This is a genomic window from Xanthobacter pollutisoli, assembly GCF_040044995.1.
Classification (GTDB): domain Bacteria; phylum Pseudomonadota; class Alphaproteobacteria; order Rhizobiales; family Xanthobacteraceae; genus Xanthobacter.
The window spans coordinates 22,042-48,602 of sequence record NZ_JBDZDP010000004.1 but is presented as its reverse complement, the minus strand read 5'-3'; the positions used below and the strand labels follow the sequence as shown (position 1 = coordinate 48,602).

General features: G+C 69.9%; 29 protein-coding genes. 11 read left to right on the top strand and 18 right to left on the bottom strand.

Annotated elements, in window-relative coordinates; genetic code table 11:
* Positions 1-15 precede the first annotated feature (15 nt).
* Together ABLE93_RS11050 and ABLE93_RS11045 are read left to right on the top strand one after the other, a co-directional pair.
* Positions 16-939 (top strand): DMT family transporter, encoded by a 924-nt coding sequence (locus ABLE93_RS11050; RefSeq protein ID WP_348839853.1) that lies wholly within the window; start codon positions 16-18, stop codon positions 937-939.
* Positions 940-974: 35 nt separating this feature from the next.
* Positions 975-1,532 carry a DUF1036 domain-containing protein gene (locus ABLE93_RS11045; protein ID WP_510183010.1) on the top strand — a complete coding sequence of 186 codons (558 nt, stop codon included), beginning with the start codon at positions 975-977 and terminating at the stop codon, positions 1,530-1,532.
* A 9-nt stretch (positions 1,533-1,541) separates the two neighbouring features.
* Here ABLE93_RS11045 and ABLE93_RS11040 read toward each other — a convergent pair whose 3' ends face one another.
* From ABLE93_RS11040 to ABLE93_RS10980, 13 genes are all read right to left on the bottom strand, one after another.
* Complete coding sequence (locus tag ABLE93_RS11040) at positions 1,542-2,279, bottom strand: tetratricopeptide repeat protein (protein WP_348839852.1); 738 nt, start codon at positions 2,277-2,279, stop codon at positions 1,542-1,544.
* A 133-nt stretch (positions 2,280-2,412) separates the two neighbouring features.
* Positions 2,413-2,538: a type B 50S ribosomal protein L36 gene (gene ykgO, locus ABLE93_RS11035; RefSeq protein ID WP_012114086.1), complete on the bottom strand. Its 126-nt coding sequence runs from the start codon at positions 2,536-2,538 to the stop codon at positions 2,413-2,415.
* A 148-nt stretch (positions 2,539-2,686) separates the two neighbouring features.
* On the bottom strand, positions 2,687-3,169 hold the full coding sequence (gene rlmH / locus ABLE93_RS11030; RefSeq protein WP_348839851.1) for a 23S rRNA (pseudouridine(1915)-N(3))-methyltransferase RlmH: 483 nt from the start codon (positions 3,167-3,169) through the stop codon (positions 2,687-2,689).
* A gap of 31 nt (positions 3,170-3,200) precedes the next feature.
* Entirely contained in the window at positions 3,201-3,566 is a 366-nt protein-coding gene (gene rsfS / locus ABLE93_RS11025; protein WP_348839850.1) for a ribosome silencing factor, read from the bottom strand.
* 109 nt (positions 3,567-3,675) lie between these two features.
* Positions 3,676-4,368 (bottom strand): nicotinate-nucleotide adenylyltransferase, encoded by a 693-nt coding sequence (locus ABLE93_RS11020; protein ID WP_348839849.1) that lies wholly within the window; start codon positions 4,366-4,368, stop codon positions 3,676-3,678.
* Entirely contained in the window at positions 4,365-5,606 is a 1,242-nt protein-coding gene (locus ABLE93_RS11015) for a glutamate-5-semialdehyde dehydrogenase (protein ID WP_348840094.1), read from the bottom strand. The genes ABLE93_RS11020 and ABLE93_RS11015 overlap by 4 nt, the downstream gene beginning before the upstream one ends.
* Positions 5,607-5,787: 181 nt before the next feature.
* Positions 5,788-6,753 (bottom strand): hypothetical protein, encoded by a 966-nt coding sequence (locus tag ABLE93_RS11010; protein ID WP_348839848.1) that lies wholly within the window; start codon positions 6,751-6,753, stop codon positions 5,788-5,790.
* Between the two features lie 170 nt (positions 6,754-6,923).
* Positions 6,924-8,099, bottom strand: a complete 1,176-nt coding sequence (proB, locus tag ABLE93_RS11005) for a glutamate 5-kinase (RefSeq protein ID WP_348839847.1) — start codon at positions 8,097-8,099, stop codon at positions 6,924-6,926.
* A 24-nt stretch (positions 8,100-8,123) separates the two neighbouring features.
* A complete protein-coding gene (locus ABLE93_RS11000; RefSeq protein ID WP_348839846.1) occupies positions 8,124-8,516 on the bottom strand; it encodes a type II toxin-antitoxin system VapC family toxin in 393 nt (130 codons plus the stop codon).
* A complete protein-coding gene (locus tag ABLE93_RS10995) occupies positions 8,513-8,788 on the bottom strand; it encodes a type II toxin-antitoxin system VapB family antitoxin (RefSeq protein ID WP_348839845.1) in 276 nt (91 codons plus the stop codon). Before ABLE93_RS10995 ends, ABLE93_RS11000 begins: the two co-directional genes overlap by 4 nt.
* Before the next feature lie 105 nt (positions 8,789-8,893).
* Positions 8,894-9,928, bottom strand: a complete 1,035-nt coding sequence (gene obgE, locus ABLE93_RS10990; protein WP_348839844.1) for a GTPase ObgE — start codon at positions 9,926-9,928, stop codon at positions 8,894-8,896.
* Positions 9,929-9,974: 46 nt separating this feature from the next.
* Positions 9,975-11,051 (bottom strand): amidohydrolase family protein, encoded by a 1,077-nt coding sequence (locus tag ABLE93_RS10985; protein ID WP_348839843.1) that lies wholly within the window; start codon positions 11,049-11,051, stop codon positions 9,975-9,977.
* A 182-nt stretch (positions 11,052-11,233) separates the two neighbouring features.
* The gene (locus tag ABLE93_RS10980) at positions 11,234-11,998 is read right to left on the bottom strand and encodes a CHAP domain-containing protein (protein WP_348839842.1); all 765 of its coding nucleotides are present in this window, start codon (positions 11,996-11,998) and stop codon (positions 11,234-11,236) included.
* A gap of 278 nt (positions 11,999-12,276) precedes the next feature.
* Between ABLE93_RS10980 and ABLE93_RS10975 the strand changes: the two genes are divergently transcribed.
* From ABLE93_RS10975 to pdeM, 3 genes are read left to right on the top strand one after another with little or no spacing between them, the layout of a single operon-like run.
* Positions 12,277-14,457 carry a primosomal protein N' gene (locus ABLE93_RS10975; RefSeq protein WP_348839841.1) on the top strand — a complete coding sequence of 727 codons (2,181 nt, stop codon included), beginning with the start codon at positions 12,277-12,279 and terminating at the stop codon, positions 14,455-14,457.
* Positions 14,454-14,927, top strand: a complete 474-nt coding sequence (locus tag ABLE93_RS10970) for an NUDIX hydrolase (RefSeq protein ID WP_348839840.1) — start codon at positions 14,454-14,456, stop codon at positions 14,925-14,927. Before ABLE93_RS10975 ends, ABLE93_RS10970 begins: the two co-directional genes overlap by 4 nt.
* A gap of 56 nt (positions 14,928-14,983) precedes the next feature.
* On the top strand, positions 14,984-15,691 hold the full coding sequence (gene pdeM, locus ABLE93_RS10965; RefSeq protein ID WP_348839839.1) for a ligase-associated DNA damage response endonuclease PdeM: 708 nt from the start codon (positions 14,984-14,986) through the stop codon (positions 15,689-15,691).
* Between the two features lie 6 nt (positions 15,692-15,697).
* Here the strand turns inward: pdeM and ABLE93_RS10960 are convergent, their stop codons facing one another.
* From ABLE93_RS10960 to ABLE93_RS10950, 3 genes are read right to left on the bottom strand one after another with little or no spacing between them, the layout of a single operon-like run.
* On the bottom strand, positions 15,698-16,303 hold the full coding sequence (locus ABLE93_RS10960; protein WP_348839838.1) for a Smr/MutS family protein: 606 nt from the start codon (positions 16,301-16,303) through the stop codon (positions 15,698-15,700).
* Complete coding sequence (gene mltA, locus ABLE93_RS10955) at positions 16,300-17,541, bottom strand: murein transglycosylase A (protein WP_348839837.1); 1,242 nt, start codon at positions 17,539-17,541, stop codon at positions 16,300-16,302. Before mltA ends, ABLE93_RS10960 begins: the two co-directional genes overlap by 4 nt.
* A gap of 13 nt (positions 17,542-17,554) precedes the next feature.
* On the bottom strand, positions 17,555-18,274 hold the full coding sequence (locus ABLE93_RS10950) for a Tim44/TimA family putative adaptor protein (protein WP_348839836.1): 720 nt from the start codon (positions 18,272-18,274) through the stop codon (positions 17,555-17,557).
* A gap of 321 nt (positions 18,275-18,595) precedes the next feature.
* Here ABLE93_RS10950 and ABLE93_RS10945 point away from each other — a divergent pair, with 321 nt between their 5' ends.
* The 4 genes from ABLE93_RS10945 (at position 18,596) to ABLE93_RS10930 (ending at position 22,781) form a co-directional block, all read left to right on the top strand.
* On the top strand, positions 18,596-19,585 hold the full coding sequence (locus ABLE93_RS10945; RefSeq protein ID WP_348839835.1) for a tripartite tricarboxylate transporter substrate binding protein: 990 nt from the start codon (positions 18,596-18,598) through the stop codon (positions 19,583-19,585).
* Between the two features lie 85 nt (positions 19,586-19,670).
* Positions 19,671-20,138 carry a tripartite tricarboxylate transporter TctB family protein gene (locus ABLE93_RS10940; protein ID WP_348839834.1) on the top strand — a complete coding sequence of 156 codons (468 nt, stop codon included), beginning with the start codon at positions 19,671-19,673 and terminating at the stop codon, positions 20,136-20,138.
* Positions 20,135-21,625, top strand: a complete 1,491-nt coding sequence (locus tag ABLE93_RS10935) for a tripartite tricarboxylate transporter permease (protein WP_348839833.1) — start codon at positions 20,135-20,137, stop codon at positions 21,623-21,625. The genes ABLE93_RS10940 and ABLE93_RS10935 overlap by 4 nt, the downstream gene beginning before the upstream one ends.
* 214 nt (positions 21,626-21,839) lie before the next feature.
* Positions 21,840-22,781: a glucokinase gene (locus tag ABLE93_RS10930; protein WP_348839832.1), complete on the top strand. Its 942-nt coding sequence runs from the start codon at positions 21,840-21,842 to the stop codon at positions 22,779-22,781.
* Positions 22,782-22,797: 16 nt separating this feature from the next.
* Here ABLE93_RS10930 and ABLE93_RS10925 read toward each other — a convergent pair whose 3' ends face one another.
* Positions 22,798-23,655 (bottom strand): LysR family transcriptional regulator, encoded by an 858-nt coding sequence (locus ABLE93_RS10925; protein WP_348839831.1) that lies wholly within the window; start codon positions 23,653-23,655, stop codon positions 22,798-22,800.
* A 98-nt stretch (positions 23,656-23,753) separates the two neighbouring features.
* Between ABLE93_RS10925 and ABLE93_RS10920 the strand changes: the two genes are divergently transcribed.
* Positions 23,754-24,677, top strand: coding sequence for a DMT family transporter (locus tag ABLE93_RS10920; protein ID WP_348839830.1), 924 nt, complete (start codon positions 23,754-23,756; stop codon positions 24,675-24,677).
* 4 nt (positions 24,678-24,681) lie between these two features.
* Here the strand turns inward: ABLE93_RS10920 and ABLE93_RS10915 are convergent, their stop codons facing one another.
* Positions 24,682-25,551: a hypothetical protein gene (locus ABLE93_RS10915; protein WP_348839829.1), complete on the bottom strand. Its 870-nt coding sequence runs from the start codon at positions 25,549-25,551 to the stop codon at positions 24,682-24,684.
* A 191-nt stretch (positions 25,552-25,742) separates the two neighbouring features.
* Here ABLE93_RS10915 and ABLE93_RS10910 point away from each other — a divergent pair, with 191 nt between their 5' ends.
* Positions 25,743-26,531, top strand: a complete 789-nt coding sequence (locus ABLE93_RS10910) for a Bax inhibitor-1/YccA family protein (protein WP_348839828.1) — start codon at positions 25,743-25,745, stop codon at positions 26,529-26,531.
* Positions 26,532-26,561: the final 30 nt, after the last annotated feature.

The following is a 26,561-nucleotide window of genomic DNA, read 5'->3' as shown; positions in this document are numbered from 1 at the left end:
CCGGGCGGGCTCGCTTTGAGCCGCACCCCCTCCGCGCAGCTCGCCGCCGGTACCCTGACCCTCGCCCTTGGGGCGCTCGCCATGGGCGCCAGCGTCCTGTTCGTCCGGCAGGCGGACGTGGGACCCTTCGCCAGCGCCTTCTGGCGCGCCGCCCTCGCCTTACCGGTGCTGGCCATATGGGCGGGCTTCGCCGAGGGATCCGGCGCCTTTCGGCCGGACCGCCGTTCGCTCCTCGCCGGCGGCTTCTTCGCCGGCGATCTCGTGTTCTGGCATCTCGCCATCCTTGGCACCAGCGTCGCCAACGCCACCGTGTTCGCCACCACATCGCCCGTCTGGATCACCGCCTTCGCGGTGCTGGTCCTGCGCCAGAAAGTGTCCCCGGCCGGCCTCGCCGGGCTCGGCCTGTGCGTCGCCGGGGCGGTGCTGCTGGTGGGCCGCTCCTGGCAGTTCGAGCCGGCGCAGTTGGCCGGCGATGCGGCAGGGCTCGTCACCGCCCTGTTCTTCGCCGGCTATTTCCTCGCCGTCAGCCGGGCGCGGGTGAGCCGCGGGGCGGCGGCCGTCACCTTCGTGTCCACGGCCGCGACTGCAGCGATCCTTCTGGTGATCGCGCTTTTCACCGAGCCGACCTTGTGGCCGGCCAGCCCGCAGGGGGTGATGGCGCTGGTGGCGCTGGCCCTGGTATCCCAGGTGGGCGGGCAGGGGCTGATGGCGGTGGGAATGGCCGCCGTTCCGCCGGCCTTCGGCGCACTGGTCTTCTTCCTGGAGGTGGTTTCGGCCGCCGCCCTTGGCGCGCTGCTGCTGGGGGAGCCGGTCAGCCTGCTTCAGGCGGCGGGCGGCGCGCTGATCCTCGCCGGCCTCGCCGTTGCCCGGCCGCGCTCCCGCCCCGATCGGGGGCGACAAGGGCGCCCGGCATCCGCCGCCCCGGGGGGCGGGCATTGACGGACCTGCGCCGGGGAGGCACACAGCTTTTCGACATGCCCTTCGCCGCCACGCTCGACGGAATCGACGGCAGACCCCGCGCCCTTTCTGGCGAACGGCCGCCCACGCCCATGCGACGGGCCGTGTCCGGCGCGCTGCTGTTCGCCTCGGTCCTCACTCTCGCGTTTGCAGCCTTCCCGGATATCGCGGCGGCCGAGTTCCGCCTGTGCAACCGCACCCAGAGCCGCATCGGCGTCGCGCTCGGCTACAAGGACGGCGAGAGCTGGTCCACGGAAGGCTGGTGGAACGTCGCTGCCAACAGCTGCGAGACGCTGATGCGCGGCGAGCTCATGTCCCGCTTTTATTACCTCTACGCGGTGGATTACGACCAGGGTGGGGAGTGGGCGGGCAAGGCCTACATGTGCACGCGGGAAAAGGAATTCACCATCAAGGGCGCGGAGGACTGCCTGGCCCGCGGCTTCGACCGCACCGGCTTCTTCGAGGTGGACACGCGCGAGCAGAAGGCGTGGACGGTGCAGCTCACCGAATCGAGCCAGAGCAAGCCTTCGCAGGCCAACGCGCCCCTGCCGCCTGCGGCGCCGAAGCGGCCCTGACGCCACGCGTCAGATCCCGCGTCCCTCCACCTTGATGGCCAGCTGACGCTCCATCTCCTCGGCTCCATCAAGGCGCGGATTGACCGCCAGCGCCTGGCGCACCGCCACCAGCGCGCGCTTGTCGTCGCCGATCTCGCGAAAGATCAGGGCGAGGCCATAGAGCATGGCGTAATGCCGCGGCTCGCGGGCCAGCACCTCGCGGATATCGGCAAGGGCGGCGCCGTAATCGTCGCGCATATAGAAGATGGTGGCCCGCTTGCTCAGCGCCCCGAGATAGTCGGGCTCGATTTCCACCACCTGGTCGAGGAGCCGGAGCGCGAGGTCGTATTCCTTCGCCTCCGCCGCCGCATTGGCGCGGGCCATGAGCACATCGGCGCTCGGGCTGCCGGATTCGGAGAAGATCTGGTCGAGCCGGTCGGCGATCATCTTGGCGCTGCGCTCGTCGGGCGCCACCTTCAGCGCGGCGAACAGCCCCTCAAGCTGGGTGCGCTTGTCCCGCGGCAGGCGCGGGCGGGCGGGTGTCGCCTCCGCCGGGGCCGACGGCTGGGGGCCGGCCTGCGGGGTCGTTCCCCTGTCGCCGCGTGCCGTCTGGGCCAGCGCACCGGCCGGGAGCGCGGCCAGCGACAACGCGGAAACAAGGAGCGCCACACCCAGGTGCCCACGGCCGGACAAGGCCGAAGCCTTGGCCCGGCGGGGGCGCGGTGCGGTGACGGGGTTCTGAATGGGGGGCGTGTCCTCGGCGATCATCGGGCAAGTGTCCGCCCGCACGCCCACGCCGTCAACACATGCGCCGGCCGCGGACGTGGTCCGGGCCGGCGCAATCGATCACGATCGAGAAAAAGACGGCCGGGCCCGCCGTTCGACGCCGCCCGCGCAGCGCTCAGCCCTGGCGGGCCTTATAGCGCTTCTGCGTCTTGTTGATGATGTAGACGCGGCCCTTGCGGCGCACGAGACGGTTGTCGCGGTGGCGCCCGAGCAGCGACTTCAGGGAATTGCGGATCTTCATGACAAACTCGCTAGGTGCCAAATCTCGGGGCCGACCGCGGCGCGCAGGACGCGCGGCCCATCGACACCCGTCTGAATGGATCGAGCCGGGGTGATAAGGGGCCGCGGCCCCGATGTCAATGCGAGCGGCGCCGAAGCCCCGCGCACGCTCACGCCCGGTGGTAGGGGTGGCCCGCCAGTATGGTGACGGCGCGGTAGATCTGCTCGGCCAGCATCACCCGCACCAGCTGGTGGGGAAAGGTGGCGCTGCCATAGGCGATGAGGTCCGATGCCCGGGCTCGCACCGCCTCCGCCAACCCGTCGGCGCCGCCGATGACGAAGGCCAGCGCCGCCAGTCCGCCGTCCCGCTCCACTGCGATGCGGCGGGCGAAATCCGGGCTCGACAGGGACTTGCCGCGCGGATCGAGCACCATCAGGCCAGCCCCGGACGGCAACGCCGCAAGCAAGGCGGCGCCCTCCTCCGCCATGCGGTCGTCGGCACGGCGGGCGGCGGATTCCGGGATTTCGATCATGTCGCAGGCGTTGAGCCCGAGGGGCCGGCCGGCAGGGCGGATGCGATCGAGATAGCGCGTGACGAGGTCGCGCTCGGCTCCGGCTTTCAGCCGGCCGACACAGGCGAGGACGAGGCGCACGTCGTCTACCGGCCCGTCTTTCGGGAACGCCTCAGGAGCGGGGCGTCCCGGACCACATCTTCTCGATATTGTAGAAGTTGCGGACCTCGGGCTGGAAGACGTGGACGATCACGTCGTTCGCGTCGATGAGCACCCAGTCGCAGGCCGGCTGGCCCTCGACGCGCACCTGCTTGATCCCGGCCGCCTTCAGCGCCTCGATGAGGTGCTCGGCAATGGCGCCCACGTGCCGCTGCGAGCGGCCGGAGGCGATCACCATGAAGTCGGCGATGGAGGTCTTGCCGCGCAGGTCGATGGAGACGATGTCCTCGGACTTGTCGTCTTCCAGCCGGGCTTGGACGAGGGCGAGAATCTCCGCCGCGTCAGGGAGCGCCTCGGAGACCGTGGCGGGCGCCGTCATCTCAGCGGCCGCCATAAGTGCCGTCGTGGACAGGGGTCCAAATCCTCTCGCTTCAGGCAACGGTCCAAACCGTCGCACCCCAATAGAATGCAGGTAAATCAACGAATTTTCAAGGAGTGTGACGGCCGGAGGGCGCCGAGGCACCCCCCGAGGGGCCTCGCTGGGCGCGGATTCCCGTTGAAGACAATGGGGATTTCAGCCCGTGAAGAAATACCCAGGCGGGCGGCGGAAGGTCCGCGAGGACGGCCGCGTCGCTCTCGTCGATGCGGTAGCGCGCCAGCGCCTGGGCCGCCCGCGAGGACGTGGCGGCGAGGCTGTCGCCCATCCGGTCCACCACGGCGATGGGCACCAGGCGGGCGATGTCGCGCCAATGCTGCCACCGGTCGAAGCGGGTCAGATTGTCCGCTCCCATGATCCAGACGAAACGCACGCTGGGCATGCGCCGCACCAGGAAGGCCAGCGTCTCGTAGCTGTAGCGCACGCCGAGCGCCGCCTCGAAGCCGGTCACGTCGATCCGGGGATGGCGCGCCACCGCGCGGGCGAAGCCCACGCGTTCCTCGAGCGGCGGGAGGGCGCGGTTGTCCTTCAGCGGATTGCCGGGGGTCACGAGCCACCACACCCGGTCGAGCTGCAGCCGCCGCAGCGCCAGCAGGCTCGCCGCGCGGTGCGCGCCGTGGGCCGGATTGAAGCTGCCGCCGAACAGGCCGACGCGCAGCCCGTCGGTGACAAAGGGAAGGCGCCGGGCTGCACGGGCCGTTACCGTCCCGCAGGACGCACCTGCGCCACCGTCGGGCCCGTTCACGGACGGGTCTGCCCCGATCCGTGGATGCGGTACTTGAAGGAAGTGAGCTGCTCGGCACCCACGGGGCCGCGGGCGTGCATCCGCCCGGTGGCGATGCCGATCTCCGCGCCGAAGCCGAACTCCCCGCCATCGGCGAACTGGGTGGAGGCATTGTGCAGCACGATGGCGCTGTCCACCTCGGCGAGGAACCGCTCCGCCGCCGCCGCATCGTCGGTGACGATGCAGTCGGTGTGGTGGGAGCCGTGGGCCTCGATATGGGCGATGGCCGCATCGAGGCCGTCCACCAGCTTCACGGCGATGATGGCGTCGAGATATTCGGTGTCCCAGTCCTCGGGCGATGCGGGCGTCACCCGTCCGTCGACAGCCTGGACGGCCGCGTCGCCGCGCACCGCGCATCCGGCGTCGATGAGCATCTCCACCAGCGGCCCGAGATGGCTCTGCGCCACCGCGCGATCCACCAGCAGGGTCTCGGCCGCGCCGCAGACGCCCGTGCGGCGCATCTTGGCGTTCAGCACCACGGTCTTGGCCATGTCGAGGTCGGCGGCCTTGTCCACATAGACGTGGTTGATGCCGTCGAGATGGGCGAAGACCGGCACCCGTGCATCGCTCTGCACCCGCGCCACGAGGCTCTTGCCGCCGCGGGGCACGATCACGTCCACGGTGTTGCCGAGCCCGGCCAGCATGTGGCCCACCGCGGCGCGGTCGGCCATCGCGACGAACTGCACGGCATCCTCGGGCAGGCCCGCGGCCTTGAGGCCGGCGACGAAGGCCCGGTGGATGGCGCCCGACGAGGCGAGGCTGTCCGACCCGCCGCGCAGGATCACGGCATTGCCGGCGCGCAGGCAGAGAGCGGCGGCGTCCGCCGTCACGTTCGGGCGGCTCTCGTAGATCACGCCGACGACGCCGAGGGGCGTGCGCACGCGCTCGATGATCATGCCGTTGGGGCGGGTCCAGCGCTCAGTCACCTTGCCCACGGGATCGGGCAAGGCGGCGACCTGCTCCACGCCCTCGGCCATGGATTCGATGCGGGCGGGGGTGAGCGTCAGACGGTCGAGGAAGGAGCCGGTCATGCCCTCCGACTTGGCCTTCGCCACGTCGGCGTCATTGGCGGCAAGGATGTCGCCCGCCGCGGCGCGGATGGCGGCGGCGGCGGCCTGGAGCGCCTGCGTCTTCGCCTCGGGCAAGGCGAGCGCGAGGCTGCGGGAGGCCGCCCGGGCGCGCTTGCCCATCTCCAGCATCACGCCCTCCAGCTCCGCCGGCGGCACAGGCCGGCCCGCAGTGGCGGCGGCATCGGTGCGAAAGGCGGAGGCGGTGGACATAGGATAGCTCTCGAAAGCGCGACAGGGACTTGCCCTCATATGGGGGCTCGGTTCCTCCCTAGCACATCGCCCGGCGGGTGCGACAGGTGCGCACGGGGGGTCAGAAGTCTTCGGGTGGCTCGTTTGGGTCAAAATAGAAGCGCGAACCGACCGTCTGTGGCGTGCGCGCATCCTGTATCCGCTCCAGCTCCGCATAGACCAAGGACCACAAGGCGAAGAAAAAGACCAACTCGGCCAGAATCAGGACATTTCCAAGCAACGCAAACACAGCGGTCCAGACGGAGAATATGGATCCACCGGCCAAGCTCACGGTCGCGTTCGCGATAAAGCTCCACTGCCCTTGAATGGGCACCCGCGACTGAACCGTTAGGGTCTCCCCGTCCAGGTCCGCAAACCCCAGCATCGACGCCAGATACTGAATCGCCATCACGACCACCGCCGTGGCAACCATCGCGAAAAACAAAATTGCGTGGATGCCGAGAAGGCGTACCGAATTGCCTCGCCCAAGGCGCCAAGCCTCGCGCCACTTTATGGGCTGCCCCAGCGCGCGGGAGGGCAGGCGAAGCATGAGGCGAAGGCTAACGAAGACGGCGGCCAGCCACGCCCCAAGAATCAGCAGGATGATCAGCGCGTCCGGCGCGAGCGGGGGGGCAAATTGCCGGAGCAGACTGGTCACCCCCATGACAGCGAAGATCAGGGGAAAAATCACCAGCGCGCCAAAAAGCATAAGCACCAGGGAGTCGACGGCATACCCGACAACGCGCCCCGCCCCCCACCCCAGCGTCTGCACATTCAGGCCGGCCGGCCCGCGCAGGACCTCGTTGTGCGTCACCAGCGCAAGCACGATGGAGAGCAGGCTCAGCAGGACCCACTGGGCTAGCGACAGCAAGCCAAAGTGCCAGCTCGCCACCTGCTCTTGCTCCACCACCACCCTCTCGGCGAAGGATATGGCCACAAGAGGCAAGGCGAAGATCAGGATGATCAGCCAGTGCCGCCTCACGACGAAGACGCCCCAGAGCAGCGCGAGCTTCACCGTCCCGAAAACCGGAAGCTTTTCATCGTGCATGGCCGCTCTCGACGCAGAGGCGGCTGATCAAGGCATGCGACAGCCGGCCCCCTCAACCGTCGCGGGCACAACCGGTATTGGAGGAGGCGCAACCTGTCGAGCGCAGGGGCGTGCGGCAACTTGCCGATCACGTAACGGCATCCGGGGCGACCGAGGCGCCGGACAGTCCCTCACTCCACTCCCAGCACCAGATCGTCCCGGTGCACCATCTCGGAGCGACCCTTCACGCCGAGCAGCGCCTCGATCTCCGAGGTGGGGCGGCCCATGATGCGGCTGGCGTGGGTGGAATCGTAGGCCACCAGCCCGCGCCCCACCTCCGCCCCGTCCGGACCACGCAGCACCACCGCATCGCCGCGGTCGAACAGGCCCTCGATGCGCTTCACGCCCGCCGGCAGAAGGCTCGCCCCGCGCCGCAGCGCCGCCACCGCCCCGTCGTCCAGATGCAGCGTGCCGCGCGGCTCCAGCGCCCCGGCGATCCAGCTCTTGCGGGCGCGCACGGGATTGGCCGCCGTGAGGAACCAGGTGCAGCGGCCGCCCTCCATGATGCGCTTGAGGGGGTTCTTCACGTGTCCGGAGGCGATGACCATGTGGGTGCCGGCGGAGGTGGCGATCTTGCCCGCCTCGATCTTGGTGCGCATGCCGCCGCGCGAGAGTTCCGAGCCGGCATCGCCGGCGATGGCCTCGATCTCCGCCCCGATGCGCGCCACCACGGGGATGAGGGTGGCGTTGGGGTCCTGCGCCGGCGGGGCGGTGTAGAGACCGTCGATGTCGGAGAGCAGCACCAGCAAATCGGCGCTCGCCATGGTGGCGACGCGGGCGGCCAGGCGGTCGTTGTCGCCGTAGCGGATCTCGGTGGTGGCCACCGTGTCGTTCTCGTTGATGATGGGCACCGCGCGCAATTCCATCAGCCGGCCCAGGGTGGAGCGGGCGTTGAGATAGCGGCGGCGCTCCTCGGTGTCGCCGAGCGTCAGCAGCACCTGTCCGGCGGTGATGCCGTAATGGCCGAGGATCTCGGCCCAGGTGCGCGACAGGGCGATCTGGCCCACGGCGGCGGCGGCCTGGCTGTCCTCCAGCTTGAGCGCACCCGCCGGCAGGCCGAGCACCGTGCGCCCCAGCGCGATGGCGCCGGAGGAGACCACCAGCACCTCGCAGCCGCGCGCATGCAGAGCGGCGATGTCCTCCACCAGCGAGGTGAGCCAGGCCAGACGCACCCGCCCCTCCGCGCGATCCACCAGCAAGGCGGAGCCCACCTTGATGACGATGCGACGGAAATCGGCGAAGGCCGGCGTCTTCAGCGCCGGCGCGTCGGACGAGGCTTGGAAGGAAGCGCTCTCGGAGGAAGCCATGGACCTGTGAACCGGCAGGGCACCTCAGACGGGCGGGCGGCGCACGTCGGTGCGGGAGAAGTCATCCCCCTTGAAGAGGAGGGGCACGTCATGCGCCTTGGCCACGGCATAGGCCATGCAGTCGCCGAAGTTCAAGCCCGCCGGGTGGCGGCCCCTGCCGAAGCGGTCGAAGGCGGTGCGTGTGAGCGCCATATGCCGCCTGTCGAAGGGAATGACCGTCACATCGCCTTCCGCCAGCCAAAGGTCCACCGCTTCCAGAGTATAGGGATAGTTCTTTCCCCGGAGCACGAGATGGGTTTCGAACAAGGTGGGGGCTCCGATGATGCAGCGCGATCCGACGAGCAGGGCGCGGTAGCGATCCGCGTCCGGCTCGTTGATAAAGGTCGCGATCAGAACCGAGGTATCGACGGCGATCATCTTGGCGCGCCATCGTCTCCATAGAAATCGCCATGGTCCGATGTGGCGTCCGGAGACGCCTCCCGCGCCTTGCGGCCGAACTCGGCGAGACGCTCGTACAGGTCTTTCTGGCGCGGCGAGAGATCGGCAGGACGCACCGCCTCGTCGCTGGCTGCTTCCATGCGGCGCAGCGCACGAACCACCACCTCGGTGGTGGTCAGACCATGGCGCTCCGCAATGCGCTTGGCCGTCTCGACAGCCTCGTCGCTGCGGATGTTGAGTTGTCTCGGCATCGCGCTAGCTCCATCAGAGACAATGCTAGCACATTGTCTCCAACCTGTCTTCGAGCGCGCCGACGAGACTGGACGGGCCCGCCCCACCCCGTCCGCCGACGCCCCTCAGGGCCGCCACGCTTCCCTGGGCTCTTCCGCCTTCTCCTCGACCCGCGTCTCCTCGACGATCGAGAGCAGGGCCCGCAGCGCCTCGGGCACGCCCTGGCCGGACTGGGCCGAGAGCAGCAGCGGCTTCTTCTTCGCCGCCCGCTGGAGACGCTCCTTCTGCTGCTTCAGCAGCTCGGGAGACAGGGCGTCCACCTTGGAAAGGGCGACGATCTCCGGCTTTTCGTCGAGGCCGTGGCCATAGGCGGCAAGCTCCGCGCGCACGGTCTTGTAGGCCTTGCCGGCATGCTCGCTGGTGCCGTCCACCAGATGCAGCAGGGCGCGGCAGCGCTCCACATGGCCGAGGAAGCGGTCGCCGATGCCCACCCCCTCGTGGGCCCCCTCGATGAGGCCGGGGATGTCGGCGAGCACGAACTCACGCCCGTCCACCCGCACCACGCCGAGGCCGGGGTGGAGCGTGGTGAAAGGATAATCGGCGATCTTGGGCTTCGCCGCCGTGGTGGCGGCCAGGAAGGTGGACTTGCCGGCATTGGGCAGGCCCACCAGGCCGGCGTCGGCGATCAGCTTCAGCCGCAGCCAGATCCAGCGCTCCTGGCCTTCGAGGCCGGGATTGGCGCGGCGCGGCGCCTGGTTGGTGGAGGTCTTGAACTGGGCGTTGCCGAAGCCGCCGTTGCCGCCCTCCAGCAGCTTGATGCGCTGGCCCACCTCGGTGAGGTCGGCGAGGATGGTCTCCTCCTCCTCGTCGAGGATCTGGGTGCCGGCCGGCACCTTCAGCACCACATCGGCGCCGCGGGCGCCGGTGCGGTTGGCGCCCTTACCGTGGTCGCCCTTCTTGGCCTTGAAGTGCTGCTGGTAGCGATAGTCGATCAGCGTGTTGAGGCCGTCCACGCACTCGATCCACACGTCGCCGCCCCGCCCGCCGTCGCCGCCGTCGGGACCGCCGAACTCGATGAACTTCTCGCGCCGGAACGAGACGCACCCCGCGCCGCCGTCACCGGAGCGCACATAGACCTTGGCCTGATCGAGGAATTTCATGGGTTGGAGGTAGACGGGCGGCAGCTGGAACGCAAGGGCAGCAGCCTCACAGCTTCAGGATGCGCTCGGCATTGCCGTAACAGACCTTGGCCCGCACCGCGCTCGAGAGCGGCGCGGCCTCGATGAAGGCTGCGGCTATGGCGGTGTCCTCGTAAGGATAATCCACCGAAAACATCACGTTGTCCTCGCCCATGGCGCCGAGGGCGGCGGCAAGGGCGTGCGGGTCGCAGACGCCCGAGGTGGTGACGGCGAAGTGACGTTTGATTATGGTCGAGGGCAGCTGATCCTGCGGCAGGGGACCGCCCTCCCACCATTGCCAGCGGCTGTCGAAGCGCCACAGCAGATAGGGCAGCGTCTCGCCCATGTGGCCAAGGATCACCCGCACATTGGGAAAACGCTTGAAGGTGCCGGCGAACACCAGCCGCAATGCGTGGCTGGCGGTATCGGCCGTCCAGGCCCAGACCGCGCCGTTCAGCTCGGGCCGGCCGGCGAACATGGCGGGCGTGTCGGCCATCTCGCCCGGATGCAGATAGATCGGGACGTCGAGGGCGGACACGCGCTCCCAGAACGGCAGGAACTTGTCGTCGTCGAGATAGTGCCCGCCGGTCTGCCCATTGATGAGCGCGCCCTTGAAGCCGAGCTGCCGCACGCAGCGCTCCAGCTCGTTCGCGGCCGTGGCCGGGTCCTGCAGGGGCAGATGGGCGAAGCCGGCATAACGCTTCGGCTGGCGCGCGACTTCTTCCGCCAGCATGTCGTTGGCCTGACGGGCGAGGCGGATGGCGGCGGCGGTGTCGGCCTCCGCCTGGACACCCGGGGTGGTGACGGAGAGGACGCACAGGTCGATGCCCGCCTTGTCCATGGTCTCCAGCCGGAGGCTGCCGAAATCGGCCAGCCGCCGCTCGATGTCGGCGAACAGGCTGTCGCTGCGGGTGGGCCGCGCCACGAGCGTCTTGGCCAGCGCCGGCGTTGTGAAATGTTCCTCAAGCGCGATCTTGCGGACGGGACCGGCGGCCTGCGCCACGTTGCCGAGAGCAGGCGAGACCGCGGCCATGAGAGCTCCCGTCTTGAGCAGGGCGCGGCGCCCGAGCCCGCCGCTTCCGGGGTCCGCAGGGGATGAAACCATGGGGGGCCTCCGGCGGTTACGGCGAAGGCCAAGGCTATCAGCGGCCCGCGGCCGCGCAAGGGGCCCGGACAGATGCGGCAGGTCGGAAGGTCCTTGCCCTCTGCCACCCTGCAAGAGAAGCGGGCTTCCAACAGCGTCGAAGCCCGCTGCCGTTCCGCGCGGAAGTCCCCGAGGGCCACAGGTCAGGGCATCGCGCGGCCGAAGCCGAGCAAATTGTCGATCCGTCCGAGGACGTAATAGAAGGCCGAGACCTTGGAGGGATAGGGGCCCCTATTGCCCTCGATCGTATGCACGAGGCCGTTCTCGTAGGCCGAGACGATCCCGATATGCCCCATCCAGCCCTCCCGTGCGCCGCGCCACCAGACGACGATATCGCCGGGCGCAGGCGGGGTGTTCACGTCGGCCTTGAAATCCCATCCCTTCTGCTTGAAGCGCTTCAGCACCTCACGCGCGCTGGCTGAGGGCTGGAACGGCATGGCGCCCGGATTTCCCTCATCGAAGCAATAGCTGACGAAGGAGGCGCACCAGCTGTCGCCCGAGGAAGCCCCGGTGACAGCATGGTATTTCATGACGTCCGTTCCCCTGTTGTCGCCGCCCTTTTCCCCGGCTCCGGCTGCGAGTTCGCGCTGCGCGATCTTCAGGGCGTTCCACCCGGTGCTTGAGCTGCCGGCGGGCTTGGCGCTCGGCGGCTTGCCCGGCGCGCCGGACGACTTCGCCACGCGACCGGCGGCAAGGTCGATAGCCCAGCGCGTCAGGGGCCCGACCTGACCGTCCACCACCAGCGGAAGCTGGTCGGGACCGAGGTTCTCCGACTGGAACGCCTTCACGGCAGCCTCGATCTCGGCGTTGTAATTGGTTCCGGCCGCACCGGCGTAGAAGCCCAGCTTCGACAGGTCCTGTGCGAGCTTGGCGACCTCCTTGTCGATCATGCCCCTCTTCAAGAGCATCGCGTCCTCCCCTTCGATGCGCCTGAGCTTGGCGCGTTGGCACGCCGACGCCGGGCACCCGGCGCCGGAGGCCATGGGGGTGTTGGCGACGCATATGGTTGTATCGCGATATAGTTCTTTCTTAAGTTGTATTACAGCTCAAGCTAAATCTCTGGTTCTGGACGTTGCGCGTGCGAACGCACGTGCGGAAAGGCAATCTGCCCCTCCCGCCGGTTCATGGGGCGCGAGGTTCACACCGCGCCTTTGACCTTTCTTCGCGGCCGGACCAAAAGAGGAACATGAGTCCCCGCACCGTCGATATTCTCCTCCCTCTGGGCCTCGACACCCCCTATTCCTATCTTCAGCCGGAGGGCATGAGCCTTGCTCCCGGCGACCTCGTGCACGTGCCCCTCGGCACGAAAAGCATCGTGGGCGTGGTCTGGCCGAAAGCGCAGGGCGCATCCGCGAAGGCGGTGGACGCCGGCAAGCTCAAGGCGGTGAAGGCGAAGCTCGACTACGTGCCGCTGCCGCCGGACCTCGTGAAGCTCATCGACTGGATGGCCGACTACACGCTGGCGCCGCGCGGCATGGTGCTGCGCATGGCCCTGCGCCACGGCGAAAGCCCCGGCGCTGCGCGCGAGCGCGTCGGTGTGCGCCTTACCGGAGAACAGCCGGCGCGCGTGACCGCCGCCCGCGCCCGCCTGCTGGACGTGCTGGCCGACGGCTTCGTGCGCGGCAAGACCGAGGCGGCGCGGGAGGCGGGCGTCTCGCCCTCGGTGGTGGACGGCCTCGTGGACGACGGCACACTGGAGACGGTCGTGCTGCCGCCCGAGCCGGCCGCCTATCCGCCCGATCCGGACCACGCCGCCCCCGCCTTGTCGGAGCCGCAGGCGGAGGCCGCCGCGGTGCTCACCGCTGCGGTGAAGGCCAAGGCCTTCGCCGTGCATCTCCTCGACGGCGTGACCGGCTCGGGCAAGACCGAGGCTTATTTCGAGGCGGTGGCCGAGGCCATCCGGTCCGGGCGGCAGGCGCTGATCCTGCTGCCCGAGATCGCCCTCACCCAGGCCTTCCTCGACCGCTTCACCGGGCGCTTCGGGGTGAAGCCGGCCGAATGGCATTCCGGCGTTTCCACCCGGCGCCGGGCGAAGGTGCTGAACGAGGTGGCGTCGGGCGCGGTGAAGGTGGTGGCGGGCGCCCGCTCGGCCCTGTTCCTGCCGTTCCGCGACCTCGGGCTCATCATCGTCGATGAGGAGCACGACCCCGCCTACAAACAGGACGACGGCGTCACCTATCACGCCCGCGACATGGCTGTGGTGCGCGCGCGGCTCGCCTCCGCCCCCATCGTGCTGGCCTCCGCAACGCCGTCCATCGAGACCGAGGTGAATGCCCGGCGCGGCCGCTACCTGCGCCTTGCCCTTCCGGTGCGCTTCGGCGGCGCCAAGGTGCCCGGCCTCGCCCCCATCGACCTGCGCCGCGACGGCCCGCCCAAGGGCCGCTGGATCGCACCGCGGCTGGAGGCCGAGATCAACGACACGCTGGAGGTCGGCGGGCAGGCGCTGCTCTTCCTCAACCGCCGGGGCTATGCGCCCCTCACCCTGTGCCGGGCCTGCGGCCATCGCATGCGCTGCCCCTCCTGCACCGCATGGCTGGTGGAGCACCGCTTCCGCCGCCGGCTGACCTGCCACCATTGCGGCTACCAGGCCCCGGTGCCGGAGAAATGCCCCGCCTGCGACGCGCCGGACAGCCTCGTGCCGGTGGGGCCGGGCGTGGAGCGGCTGCAGGAGGAGGTGCAGGCGCTGTTTCCGGCCGCCCGCTCCCTCGTGCTCTCCTCGGACCTCCTCGGCGGGGTGGAGCGCATGCGGGCGGAGCTCGATGCGGTGGCCAAGGGGGATGTGGACGTGGTGGTGGGCACCCAGCTCGTCGCCAAGGGCCACAATTTCCCCGGCCTCGCGCTGGTGGGCGTGGTGGATGCGGATGTGGGCCTCGGCCATGGCGATCCGCGCGCCGCCGAGCGCACCTTCCAGCTGGTGCACCAGGTGGCCGGGCGCGCAGGGCGCGGCAAGGCCGAGGGGCGCGGCTTCATCCAGACCCACATGCCCGAGCATCCGGTGATGCGCGCCCTCGTCACCGGCGATCGCGACGCCTTCTACGACGTGGAGATCGCCGCCCGCGAGGAGGCGCAGCTTCCGCCCTTCGGTCGCATGGCGGCGCTCATCATCTCGGCCAGCGAGGGGCATGTGGCGGAAGGCCATGCCCGGCGCCTTGCCACCTCCGCCCCAGTCGTCGCGGAAGTACGCATCCTCGGTCCGGCGGAGGCTCCGCTGGCCGTGCTGCGCGGCCGCCACCGCTGGCGCCTTCTGGTGCGCTCGCCGCGCAATTTCGACCTCTCGGCCTATCTGCGCGCCTGGCGCGAGGTGGCGCCCAAGCCCACCGGCAACATCCGCGTCGCCATCGACGTGGACCCGCAGAGCTTCCTGTGAGCGCCGCCGCCGAGCCCGATCCCATCGCGCGCCCCGCCGCCCGCCTGCTGGTGCTCGACGCCGAGGACCGGCTGCTGCTGTTCCGCTTCGTCTATGAGTCAGGGCCGCTGGCCGGGAGCATCTATTGGGCGCCGCCGGGCGGCGGGCTGGAGCCGGGCGAGACCTTCGAGGATGCCGCCTGCCGGGAGCTGGAAGAGGAGACGGGGCTGCGCCTCGCCCATCCCGGCCCGGTGATCGCCGAGCGCCGCGTCACCTTCATGATGCCGGACGGGTGCATGGTCTCCTCCGACGAGCGGTATTTTCTGGTTCGGGCGCCGGGCCTCGTCGTGTCGGATGCCGGTTGGTCGGCCGCCGAGCGCGCGGCGCTGGTCGGGCATCGATGGTGGAGCAGGACCGCACTGGCCGTGGCCACCGAGCAGGTGTGGCCCCAGGACGTCGCCGTCATGCTCGTGGAGGCCGGTATCTGGTGAGCGCCGTCCCACCGCTACGCTTGCTCCCGAACCGCCTTTCGGCAAGATCTGCCGCCATGCTCGCCCGCGCCGAATCACCCGCTGTGCCCCTCGCCGCCGTCGCCATCGCGGGGGCCGAGCTGCTGCTCGATCCGTCGGGCGCGGTGCTGTGGCCGGACGAGGGGCTGATGCTGGTGGCGGACCTTCATCTGGAGAAGGGCTCCGCTTTCGCCCGGCGCGGCCAGATGCTGCCGCCCTATGACACCCTCGACACCCTGAGGCGCCTCGCCGCCGTGGTGGACCTGCACCGGCCACGCATGGTCATCGCTCTGGGCGACAGCCTGCACGACCGGTGGGCCGGCGAGCGCATGGCCAGTCCCCTGCGCGACGAGGTCCGCGCCATCCAGTCCGGCCGCACCTTCATCTGGATCGCCGGAAACCACGATCCCCTGCCCAACGACCTCGGCGGCGAGGCCGCAGCCGAGGTCGCCATCGGCCCGCTGGTGCTGCGCCACGCGCCGGTCGAGGGACCGGCGCCGGGCGAGATCTGCGGCCATCTGCATCCGGCCGCCCGCGTGGCGCTGCGCGGGCGCGGGGTGCGAAGGCGCTGCTTCGTCACCGACGGGCGCCGCATGGTGCTGCCGGCCTTCGGCGCCTACGCCGGCGGCCTGAGCGTCCGCCACCCGGCGGTCGCTCGCCTGTTCGCGCCGCACGGTTTCACCGCGCACCTGCTCGGGGCCGGCCGCACCTATGAGATGCCCGCGCACGCCTGCCTTGGCGACTGAACGGCCTTAGCGTCGCCGCCGGATGCGGACATAGAGCGCGCCTTCGCCGCCGTGGCGGCGCCCGGCGGATTCAAAGCCCACCACCAAGGCCCTGAGATCGGGCTCGGCGAGCCACAGGGGCACCGCGCGCTTCAGCACGCCCCGGCCCTCGCCGAAGGCGGGGCCATGGCTCACGAGACGCTCGGGATCGCCCTTGCCGGTGATGACCAGCACCAGGGAATGTCCGCTCGCCTGCGCCTCCGCGAGGAAGCGCCGCAGCCGCTGGTGCGCTGCCGCCTGGGTGAGGCCGTGCAGGTCGAGCCGCGCATCCACCTCCGCGCCGCGGGTCAGCCGGCGGCGCGTCTTCGGCTCCAGCGTCGCCAGAGGCGGGGGTGGCGGCGGACCGGGGGGTGGCGGGGCCGGCCGCACCGCGGTGCGGCGTTTCGGGGCAGCAACGGGTGGTTCGGCGGGAAGCGGATCGGGCGCCGGTGGCACGGCCTCGGCCTTCGCCGGGGCAATCGGGGGCTCTGTCACTGGCGGCGCGGACCTCAGCCGCTTGACCGAGCGGACCACGTGGTCCCACAGGGCGCGCTCCTCCGCATCGAGCACCCGGCGCCGGCCGCGACGGCTCATGGCGCGCCTCCCGGTGCGGGCGCGAGACGAGGCACCAGGAGGGTGAACCGGCCCTGATGGCGGATGCGCCCCGCCACCGCGCCGGCCGCGGCGCCGGTGCCGAAATAGAGATCCGCCCGCGCCGGCCCCACGATGGCGGATCCCGTATCCTGCGCCACCATCAGCCGGCGGAACGGATCGGCGGTTGCGGGGCCGGCCAAGGGCAGGTCGGCTTCGACGAAGATGGGCGCGCCGTAGGTGTGGAGCTTGCGGTCCACCGCCAGCGACCGGCCGGCGGTGAGGGGTACGCCCTGCGCGCCCATGGCGCCCGCCTCGGCGCCCAGCTCCAGCGCCTTGAAGAAGACGTAGGAGGGGTTCTCCCGCCGGAGCAGGCGGGCGGCTTCGGGATCGGCGGTCATGAAGGCGCGGATGCGGTCCATGGACATCTCCTCCCGCGGCACCTGCCCGCGCGCGATGAGGAGCCGGCCCACGGGCACATAGGGCTGGCCGTTGTAGCCGTCGTAGTTCAGCCGCAGGACCCGCCCGTCGAGAAGGCGAACGCGCGCGGACCCCTGGATCTGCATGAAGAAGAGGTCGATGGGATCCTTCAGCCACGCAATCTCCAGCCCTCGGCCGGCGAGGGCCCCGTCCTCGATGGCGGCGCGGTCGAAATAGGGCACGAGGGCGTCGCCCACCCGTCGCATCGCCCCGCCGGAATTGGGGGTGGGTCCCGACCCGGACATGACGAGATCGGCCGGCCGGCCATAGACAGGGACATCGAAGCCGTTGCCGGGGGCGAGCGCGCCCTCCACCTCGGGCTCGTAATAGCCCGTGAAATAAGCCGTGCCGCTCTCCGGAATGACGCGCCAGGGGCGGAAATTGGCCTCGAAGAACAGCCGGGCCACCAGCTTCGAGGGCGCCGACGTGCCGAGCCGGGCCGCCGCGGCGCAGGCAAGGGCGAGGCCGCCCCTCAGCGTCGCGACGGACGAAGGCCCCACCTCGGCGGGAGGCGTGCGCAAGGCGGCACAACTGGCGCGGAAGGTGGCAAAGGCGGCGGCATGGTCGTCCGCCGCCCAGCCGTCGAGATCGGCGAAGGCGGCCGGCGCAAGCCGGGCACCGGCGATGACGGGTGGAGGGAGCTGGATGGCCATGGACGATGCCGGCGCCGAGCCGGCGGCAGCAAGGAGCGTCAGCGCCGACAGGACAAGCATCGCTGCGGCGCGCCGCCCGCCGGCCGGAACGCCGCGCCGAAGTCCCATGGCCGCCTCCCCGCTATTGGGCGGCTTCGGTCGCGACCAGCTTCCAGTTGGGATCGCGCGTGCCGAGCTCGCGGGCGAAAGTCCAGACGTCGGTCACGTCGGCCACCGTGTCGGGGCTGCCGTCCACCACCGTGCCGTCGGGGCCGCGGGTGACGGAGATGAGCTTGGACACGAAGCGCACGGTGAGCTGGGCGGTGCGCCCGCGCACGGTCACATCCTGGAGATCGGCCGCCTCGATGGAGACGAAGCGCGATTCCATCGTCTCCTTGCGGCTCTCTCGGTCGGCGATGGCGGCGACGAAGCCATCATAGACGTCCTTCGCCAGCAGGTCCTTCAGCTGGCGCCGGTCGCCGGCGGCAAACGCCGTCACGATCATCTCGTAGGCGGCCCGGGCGCCGGTAAGGAAGTGCTTCGCGTCGAAGTCCGGCTCGACGCGGGCGATCTCGTCCAGTGCGGAGGCGGTGGCGGAGCCCTCCTCGGCCACGCCCTCCCAGCGGAAGGCCGGCGGCTCGGCCTCGTCGGCCGGCACGGGGGCGCCCGGCAGGTTGCCGCTGCGCTCCGGCAGGCTCACCACCTTGCCTTCGGGCGCCGGCTGGGGCGGGCGGGCCGTGTCGCGGGAGTAGGGATCATAAGGCGGCCGCTCGCGTCCCGTCCGCTGCCCGAGGACGCTGCGCAGCCGCACGAAGATGAAGACCGCGAGGGCCAGGAAGATGATCGTGTAGATGTCGAGCACTGCGCTTCGCCATGCCTTTCGGGCGTTCCGGGTCGCCGGGTCGCCGTGTTGCCTCGATCGGTGCCCGCCTCAGGCAATGCCCGCGCGCCGCGCCCGACCCCACCCGTCTATGTACGTCGAAGCTGCGGTCCCGCCAGCCCCCGCGTGGGCGGAACGCACATTTTCAGCTGCGAGCTTACGGCACGCGAGCCCCCCGCGCCACCACCACCCGCCGGCAAGCGCCGCACCGCACATTCATTGACCGGGCGGCAGGCGTCCCCTAGTGTGGATCGAAACGATTAGATTTCGGCCACAGAAGCCGAACATTGGGAGAGAGACACCATGCGCCGGCTCTTGCTTGCGGGGCTTGCCCTCGCCGCGTCGACCTTTGCTGCTTCCGTTCTCACCGCCTTCACCGCACTTCCCGCCCGCGCGGCCTATCCGGACCGCCCGATCACACTGATCGTGCCGTGGGGCGCCGGAGGCGGCACCGACGCGGTGGCGCGCATCGTCGCGGCGCTGCTGGAGAAGGACCTCGGCCAGCCCGTGGCGGTGGTCAATCGGACGGGCGGACAGGGCGTGGTGGGCCACCAGGCCATCGCCGACGCCACTCCGGACGGCTACACCATCGGCATCATCACGGTGGAAATCGCCATGATGCACTGGCAGGGCCTCACCCAGCTGTCGGGCGCGTCCTACGTGCCGCTGGCACTCATGAACGAGGATCCGGCCGGCGTGCAGGTGCGCGCCGACGCGCCCTACAAGACGGTGGACGACCTCCTCGCCGACATCAAGGCCAACCCCGGCAAGTTCAAGGCTTCCGGCACCGGGCAGGGCGGCATCTGGCACCTCGCGCTCGCCGGCATGCTCTCCTCGCTGAAGATGGATCCCAAGAGCGTTCCGTGGGTACCCTCCAACGGTGCCGCCCCCGGCCTCCAGGATCTGGTGGCGGGCGGCGTGCAGCTCGTCACCTGCTCCCTGCCCGAGGCCCGCTCCCTCATCGACGCTGGCCGGGTGAAGAGCCTTGCCATCATGGCCACCGACCGCTCGAAGCTGATGCCCAACATCCCGACGCTGAAGGAAGCCACCGGCAGCGGCTGGACCATCGGCGCCTGGCGTGGCTTCGCTGCCCCGAAGGGCATCGACAAGGCGGTGTCGGACAAGCTCCAGGCGGCCCTGAAGAAGGTCTACGACAGCAAGGAATACCAGGAATTCCTTTCCGGCCGCGGCTTCGGCGGGCGCTATGCCGACGGCCCCGGCTTCGCCGCCTTCATGGCCGAGGCGGACGCCTCGCTGGGTGCCGTCATGAAGGAGGTCGGGCTCGCCAAATAGTCCCGGCTGACCCGACCCGAGCGGCGGCCGCCCGGTGACGGGCGGCCCCTGCCCCCGCCTCCTTCGCGCCAGCCGGAACCGCATCATGCGCTTCAGCGACCTCGTCCTCGGCCTCTTGCTCATTGCCGGAGCCGCCCTGCTGTTCGCCGCCGCCGCCCACTTGCCCCCGGTGCCGGGGCAGGACTACGGCGCGGCGGTGTTTCCGGTGCTGACCGCGGCGGGCATCGCCGGCTGCGGCTTCATCCTCGCCGTGGGATCGGTGCGGGCCGGCCCGTTTCCCCTGGCGCAGGCCACGTGGATCCGCGAGCCCGGCGCAGGCCTGCGGGCGGCGGCCACCATCGGCCTCGTCGTCGCCGACATCGTGCTCGCGCCGCTGATCGGCTTCGTCCTCGCCGCGACGCTGGTGCTCACCGGGCTGTTCCTTCTCGTGCGGGTCTCGCCGGTGAAGGCGCTGGCCATCGCCTTCGGGGCGTCGGTCGCCACCTACCTCGCCTTCAACCTGCTCCTGCGGGTGCCCCTGCCGCGCGGCCTCGTGGAAGGACTTCTGCTATGACCGCCGTGCTCGCCGGCATCGATCTCGTCCTGCGCTGGGACGTGCTGCTCACCATCCTCGTGGCCTCCGCCTTCGGGCTGGTGGTGGGCGCCATCCCCGGCCTGACGGCAACCATGGCGATCGCGCTGCTCGTGCCCATCACCTTCTTCATGGACCCCATTCCCGCGGTGGGCGCCATGATCTCGTGCTCCGCCATGGCGATCTTCGCCGGCGACATCCCCGCCACGCTCATGCGCATGCCCGGCACGCCCGCCTCCGCCGCCTATTCGGAGGAATGCTACGCCATGACCCGCAAGGGACAGGCGGAAGTGGCGCTGGGCGCCAACGTGCTGTTCTCGGCCCTCGGCGGCCTGTTCGGCACGCTGATCCTCATCCTTTCCGCGCCCCTGCTCGCGGAGGTGGCGCTGGGCTTCTCCTCGTTCGAATATTTCTGGCTGGCCCTGCTCGGGCTCGCCTGCGCCATCTTCATCGGCTCGGGCTCGCCGGTGAAGGGCCTCGTCTCCCTCTTCCTCGGCCTGTTCGTGGCGCAGATCGGCATCGACAACCCGGCCGGCGTGCCGCGCTTCACCTTCGGCAATTCCAATCTGCTGGGCGGTGTGGACTTCATACCCGCCATGATCGGCCTGTTCGCCATGTCGGAGGTGATCCGCACCATGGCCGCCGGCGCGCCGGACTGGAACATCAAGCAGACGTCCCTCGGCAATCCGCTGAAGGGCTGGGGGCAGATGTTCGTGAAATACTGGCCGCAGCAGATCCGCGGCAACATCACCGGCACCGCCATCGGCATCCTGCCCGGGGCGGGCGCCGACATCGCGGCCTGGGTGTCCTACGCCATGAGCCGGAAGTTCTCGAAGAACCGCGAGAAGTTCGGGACGGGCCATGTGGAGGGCATCATCGAGAGCACGTCATCCAACAACGCCGCGCTGGCCGGCGCCTGGGTGCCGGCGCTGGTGTTCGGCATCCCCGGTGACAGCATCACCGCCATCGTCATCGGCGTGCTCTATCTGAAGGGGCTCAACCCGGGGCCGACGCTGTTCCTCAACAATCCCGAATCCATCTATGCGGTCTTCACCATCTTCATCCTTGCCAACATCGCCATGATCCCGCTCGGGCTGCTGGCCCTGAAGGCCGGCACGGCGCTCCTGCGCTTCCCGCGGCGCATCCTGATCCCGCTGATCCTTCTGTTCTGCATCGTCGGCGCCTATGCGGTGAACAATTCGGCTTATGGCGTGGTGCTGATGCTGGTGTTCGGCGTGCTCGGCTTCCTCATGGAGGAGCACGACATCCCCATCGCGCCCTGCGTGCTCGGCATCGTGCTCGGCAAGATGCTGGAGGACAATTTCGTGACCTCCATGATCAAGGCCGACGGCAACCTCCTCGCCTTCTTCGAGCGGCCGGTCGCCGCGGGCCTCGGCATCCTCACTTTGCTCATCTTCAGCCTGCCCCTGTGGACGGCGCTGAAGGCCCGCCGCTCGCTGGCGGCCTGAGCCGCGTGCGCCGGCGCCGCACCCTGCGCAGGGAACCCGCGCCGACCTCCCGGGCTTGAGCCGGAGCGCCCGGCAAGGGGCGACCGCGAGGGACACCCACCAGGGAGGCCCCGCAAGGAAACTGGGCCGGGGGATCGGAAGGGGGAGGCCGGCGGGCGCTTGCGTCCGTCGCCGGCATGGCGCAGTAGGAAATTCCGACCCATCGGATCAGGCAATGACTTCCACCGTATTGCTCGCGGACATCGGCGGCACCACCACGCGCATCGCCCGGGCGGGCGCCGACGGCGTGCCGTTCGACATCCGTCTCGAAGCCAACGATTCCTACGGCTCCCTCGAGGAATTGCTGCACGCCTATCTCGCCTCTCTGAGCGGGGAGCCGCCGCGCTGCGCGGCGCTCGCCATCGCCGGCCCCATCGACGGCGACGACGTGCGCCTGACCAACCGCGACTGGCGCTTCTCCACCCGCAAGCTGGCAGAGGACCTTTCGTTCGCCCGCCTTTCGGTGCTGAACGATTTCGAGGCCTTCGCCCATGGCCTGCCGCTGCTGACCCGCGAGGACTTGCTGGAGGTGGGCACCGGCCGGGCGGTGCCCGGCGCGCCCATGCTGCTGTGTGGGCCTGGCACCGGGCTCGGCACCGCCCTCATCATCCCGCGGGAGGATGGCCACGAGGTTCTGCCCAGCGAGGCGGGACACATGCGGCTCGGCGCGGTGACCACGGACGAGGCCCGCATCGTCGCCCATCTGGTGCGCGATCTCGGGCCGGTCTCGGTGGAGCACGTGCTGTCCGGGCCGGGGCTGGTGCGGCTCCACCGCATCCTCTCCGGCGAGAGCCTGTCGTCCCACGCCATCATCAAGGCGGCGCTGGACGGGCAGCGGCAGGAAAAGGAAAGCTGCCACGTCTTCCTGCGCCTGCTCGGCCGGGTGCTGGGCGATCTCGCCCTGGCGTTCGACGCCAAGGGCGGCGTGTTCGTGGGCGGCGGCGTCGGCCGCGCCATGGCGCACCTTTTCGCCGAAAGCCCCCTGCGCGACGCCTTCGAGGAGCATCCGCCCTACCGCGACCGCCTCGCCCTCGTGCCCATCCACGTAGTGATGCACGCGACGCCCGGTCTCGTCGGCATCGGCGAGATCGGTCGCCGGCTGCTGGTGGACGCCTGACCGCAGGGTCCGCCACTCAGGCGGCGGCCCGCTCCGCGTGCCCGCAGAAGCCCATGATGAGGTCCGCAAGGTCCCGCCCCGCGGCGCAGGCGTCCGCCGCCAGTTGCAGGGCGAGCTCGGTGGGGGGCACCGCCGGCCAAAGCTGGGAGGCGGGCAGCACGGACAGTCGCGGGCTGATCGCCCGCTCGTTGAGCACCGCCACGCCGAGGCCGCCGGCGAGCGCCGCCTCGATGCCGATGAGGCTCGGGCATTCGTAGGCGATGCGCCACGGCCGGCCGGCCTTCTCAAGCGCATGGACCGCCCGGTTGCGATAGAGGCAGCCCTGCCGGAAGGCGACGAGCCCGACGCTCTCCCCATGGGGATCGAATCCCGGCCCGCAGACCCACGACAGCCGCTCCGGCCAGGCCGCCAGCGCCGGCCCGGTTCCCGGCTCGCGCTTGAGCAGGACGAGGTCGAGGTCGCCGCGGGCGAAGTTGGCCGAGAGATCGCAGCTCAGGCCGCATTCCACCGCGAGCCGCACGTCCGGCCGGGCCCGCGCGAACGCCGCCACCACGGCGGTGAGTTCGGCGAGGGCAAAGTCGTCGGGGATGCCGAGGCGCACCACTCGGGCCGCCGCCTGACCCGATAGCGCCGCCTGCGCCTCCGCCCCAAGGGCGAGGATGCGCCGCGCATAGCCGAGCAGCCGCTCACCCTCCGCCGTTGGGGTGACGCCCCGGGCATCGCGAACCAGCAGCTGGTGGCCGACCTGATCCTCCAGCCGCCGCACCTGCTGGCTGACCGTGGACTGGGTGCGGTGGACGCGCTCGCCGGCGCGCGTGAAGCCGCCCGCATCGACCACGCTCACGAACGCCTTGAGAAGATCCATGTCGAGCATGACGACGCTCGCATCATTTGAGTTTCCACTAGCAGACATCCAATCATTCAATTTTGCAATGTCCCGCGTGTGTGGTTCCTTGGGCGCAGGAGGACCTGATGACCGCCCCGCCCCTTGCCATCGCCGCGCCGCGCCGGCCCGACGCGCTGCCTTTCCTGATCGCGCTTTTCTGCCTGATCTGGAGCTCGGCCTTTGCGGTGGCCAAGATCGCACTGGTGGACTGCCCGCCCTTGCTGCTGCTGTCGGGGCGCTTCCTCCTCGCGGGGGTTTTGATTCTCGGCGCCTGCGCGATCCTGCTGCCGGCGTCTCATTTCGGCCGCCTGAGGCCGCGGGACGTGGCGGCGCTGGCAGGCATCGGCATCCTCAACAATGCGGGCTATCTCGGCCTCAGCTACATCGGGATGACGCAGGTCTCCTCCGGCTTCACCGCCGTGCTCGTCTCGGCCAATCCCCTGCTGACGGCGCTGGGCGCAGCGGTGCTGCTCAGCGAGCGGCTGTCGGGGCGCAAGCTGATCGGGCTCGTGCTCGGCATGGCAGGGGTCGCCTTCGTGGTGCGCTCGCGCATCGTCAGCGGCCATGAGGATCCAGTGGGTGTCGCCTATGTCACCGCGGCGTTGCTGGCCCTTACCGCGGCGACGCTGATGTTCAAGAAGGTGCGGACCCCCGCCTCCCTGTTCGTGGGCAGCGGCATCCAGTGCCTGTCCGGGGGCCTCGCCCTCCTCCCGGTCGCGCTGGCGCGGGAGGACATCGGCGCGGTGCATCCCACCTTGTCCCTCGCCGTCGCCTTCGCCTGGCTGACGCTGGCCGCCTCGGTGGGGGGCTTCAGCCTGTGGTTCTTCATCCTGGGGCGCACCACCGCCACCCGGGCGAGCGCGCTCCACTTCCTCATGCCTCCCCTGGGCCTGCTGTTCGGATGGCTGATCCTGGGCGAGCCGGTGCCGCCCATGGATCTCCTCGGCATCGTGCCCATCGCCCTCGGCATCCGCCTCGTCACCACCGCGCCGGAGAAGGCAAGGCGATGAGGCGTCAGAAGCGATAATAGGCGGCGAGCACGACGCCGTTCTCCTGCGGGGCGTTGCGGGCGAAAACCGTTCCCACGAGGGAAAGCTGGACGGTCATCGCCGCCGAGAGATCGTAGGCCGCCCCCATCTGGACCTTGTAATATTCATACGAGTCGCCGAAGTAGGGTCCCTCACCCGCCCCTTCCGAAACCACGTTGAACGACTGCGCCAGCAGCTGCCAGCGCTCGGCGACCCGCAGGCCGAGGGTCAGGTCGACGCGGAACTCGTCCGGCGGGGCGCCGAAGCGCAGGCGCTGCGCCGCCTCCACATCGAGGAAGGCGGCCTTGCCGAACAGGGTGAAGGACAGGCCGTAAAGCAGGCGCAGGTCGAGCTCGGGATCCTCATAGCCCACCGCCGCCGCGCTCGGCGAATTTCCGGTGCCGGAAAAGCGGCCGACCACCTGGGCCGAGACCACGCTCGCCGTGCCTCCCCCCGTGCCTTGCCACAGCCGCACCCGGGCGCCCGCATCCTGATAGCCCGGCCCGGCGTAGGAGTCGGCCGAAGGCGCGCCGAGCCCCACATAAAGGAACTGGGGCGCGGCGATGAGGGTGAGCCAGTCGGTGGCGCCATATTCGAAGACGAGGGTCACCTCGACCTTGTCATACGGCCGGCTCGCATAGAGGTCGTACGAGGGGCCGAATTCGGAGGCGGAGTGGGCGGCGGTGGTCTGCAGGATCACCTGTCCGTGGCCCTCTTCCTGCGTCCACGCGCCGGCCGCCGCCGGGTCGGCCTGCAGCGCCGCGAGCGCCCCGCTCAAACAGGCGACAAGGCTCGCCGCGGCAAAGTTCTGCCACGCGCGCGCACGCTGCCGCCCGAGCTTTCGCCCCGCTCCCATGCCGACATCCCCGACCGGTTGCAACTATATCGCAACGCAGCCTTGAGGGCACGCCTGACGTAAAGTGACCTTGCGTAAATTTCATCCTGGATCGTCTTGCCGCCCCTCGGCGAACCCACCATATTGACGGCGGATGCGCTGCTACGACTCCGGTCCGACGGCGCGTTACGAATTCTCAAAGGGGAACGACGATGTCCGATTATGATCGCAACGTCGCCGGGCGTTTCAACCCGTCGGTGACACGCTCGCAGGCCGCGATCGACCAGGGGCTGCGGGCGTACATGCTCAGCGTGTACAACTACATGGCGCTCGGCCTCGCCATCACCGGCGCTGCCGCGCTCGGCGTGTACCTGCTCTCCGTGACCACCGACCCGTCCCAGGCGGCCGGCCAGGTGCGCGGCGGCATCATGCTGACGCAGTTCGGCTACGCGCTGTTCGTGAGCCCGCTCAAGTGGGTGGTGATGCTGGCGCCGCTCGCGGCCGTATTCTTCCTCAGCTTCCGCATCGAGCGCATGAGCGTATCGGCGGCGCAGATCACATTCTGGGTCTATGCGGCGCTGGTCGGCATCTCGCTGTCCACGATCTTCCTCGTGTACACCCACGAGAGCATCGTGCGGGTGTTCTTCATCACCGCCGCGTCGTTCGGCGCGCTGAGCCTTTACGGCTACACCACGCAGCGTGACCTCTCCGGCATGGGCTCCTTCCTGATGATGGGCCTGTTCGGCATCATCATCGCCTCGCTGGTCAACATCTTCCTCGGCTCCACGATGCTGCAGTTCATCGTGTCGGTCGTGGGCGTGCTGGTGTTCGCGGGCCTCACCGCCTACGACACCCAGCGCATCAAGGAGATGTATTTCGCTGGTGACGACGTGGCCGTGGCGGGCAAGAAGGCCATCATGGGCGCCCTGGCGCTCTACCTGGACTTCATCAACCTGTTCATGATGCTGCTCCAGCTCTTCGGCAACCGCAGCAGCGACTGAGGCAGCCCCGACTGAGGCAGCACTGCCTGA

Coding starts and splice junctions, on each gene's coding strand:
- ABLE93_RS11045 (WP_510183010.1), top strand. CDS start 975: ATGCCCTTCGCCGCCACGCTCGACGGAATCGACGGCAGACCCCGCGCC.
- ABLE93_RS11040 (WP_348839852.1), bottom strand. CDS start 2,279: ATGATCGCCGAGGACACGCCCCCCATTCAGAACCCCGTCACCGCACCG.
- ykgO (WP_012114086.1), bottom strand. CDS start 2,538: ATGAAGATCCGCAATTCCCTGAAGTCGCTGCTCGGGCGCCACCGCGAC.
- rsfS (WP_348839850.1), bottom strand. CDS start 3,566: ATGACGGCGCCCGCCACGGTCTCCGAGGCGCTCCCTGACGCGGCGGAG.
- ABLE93_RS11015 (WP_348840094.1), bottom strand. CDS start 5,606: ATGCTGGAGATGGGCAAGCGCGCCCGGGCGGCCTCCCGCAGCCTCGCG.
- ABLE93_RS11010 (WP_348839848.1), bottom strand. CDS start 6,753: ATGCACGATGAAAAGCTTCCGGTTTTCGGGACGGTGAAGCTCGCGCTG.
- proB (WP_348839847.1), bottom strand. CDS start 8,099: ATGGCTTCCTCCGAGAGCGCTTCCTTCCAAGCCTCGTCCGACGCGCCG.
- ABLE93_RS11000 (WP_348839846.1), bottom strand. CDS start 8,516: ATGATCGCCGTCGATACCTCGGTTCTGATCGCGACCTTTATCAACGAG.
- ABLE93_RS10995 (WP_348839845.1), bottom strand. CDS start 8,788: ATGCCGAGACAACTCAACATCCGCAGCGACGAGGCTGTCGAGACGGCC.
- obgE (WP_348839844.1), bottom strand. CDS start 9,928: ATGAAATTCCTCGATCAGGCCAAGGTCTATGTGCGCTCCGGTGACGGC.
- ABLE93_RS10985 (WP_348839843.1), bottom strand. CDS start 11,051: ATGGTTTCATCCCCTGCGGACCCCGGAAGCGGCGGGCTCGGGCGCCGC.
- ABLE93_RS10980 (WP_348839842.1), bottom strand. CDS start 11,998: ATGCTCTTGAAGAGGGGCATGATCGACAAGGAGGTCGCCAAGCTCGCA.
- ABLE93_RS10975 (WP_348839841.1), top strand. CDS start 12,277: ATGAGTCCCCGCACCGTCGATATTCTCCTCCCTCTGGGCCTCGACACC.
- pdeM (WP_348839839.1), top strand. CDS start 14,984: ATGCTCGCCCGCGCCGAATCACCCGCTGTGCCCCTCGCCGCCGTCGCC.
- ABLE93_RS10960 (WP_348839838.1), bottom strand. CDS start 16,303: ATGAGCCGTCGCGGCCGGCGCCGGGTGCTCGATGCGGAGGAGCGCGCC.
- mltA (WP_348839837.1), bottom strand. CDS start 17,541: ATGGGACTTCGGCGCGGCGTTCCGGCCGGCGGGCGGCGCGCCGCAGCG.
- ABLE93_RS10945 (WP_348839835.1), top strand. CDS start 18,596: ATGCGCCGGCTCTTGCTTGCGGGGCTTGCCCTCGCCGCGTCGACCTTT.
- ABLE93_RS10940 (WP_348839834.1), top strand. CDS start 19,671: ATGCGCTTCAGCGACCTCGTCCTCGGCCTCTTGCTCATTGCCGGAGCC.
- ABLE93_RS10935 (WP_348839833.1), top strand. CDS start 20,135: ATGACCGCCGTGCTCGCCGGCATCGATCTCGTCCTGCGCTGGGACGTG.
- ABLE93_RS10930 (WP_348839832.1), top strand. CDS start 21,840: ATGACTTCCACCGTATTGCTCGCGGACATCGGCGGCACCACCACGCGC.
- ABLE93_RS10925 (WP_348839831.1), bottom strand. CDS start 23,655: ATGCTCGACATGGATCTTCTCAAGGCGTTCGTGAGCGTGGTCGATGCG.
- ABLE93_RS10920 (WP_348839830.1), top strand. CDS start 23,754: ATGACCGCCCCGCCCCTTGCCATCGCCGCGCCGCGCCGGCCCGACGCG.
- ABLE93_RS10915 (WP_348839829.1), bottom strand. CDS start 25,551: ATGGGAGCGGGGCGAAAGCTCGGGCGGCAGCGTGCGCGCGCGTGGCAG.
- ABLE93_RS10910 (WP_348839828.1), top strand. CDS start 25,743: ATGTCCGATTATGATCGCAACGTCGCCGGGCGTTTCAACCCGTCGGTG.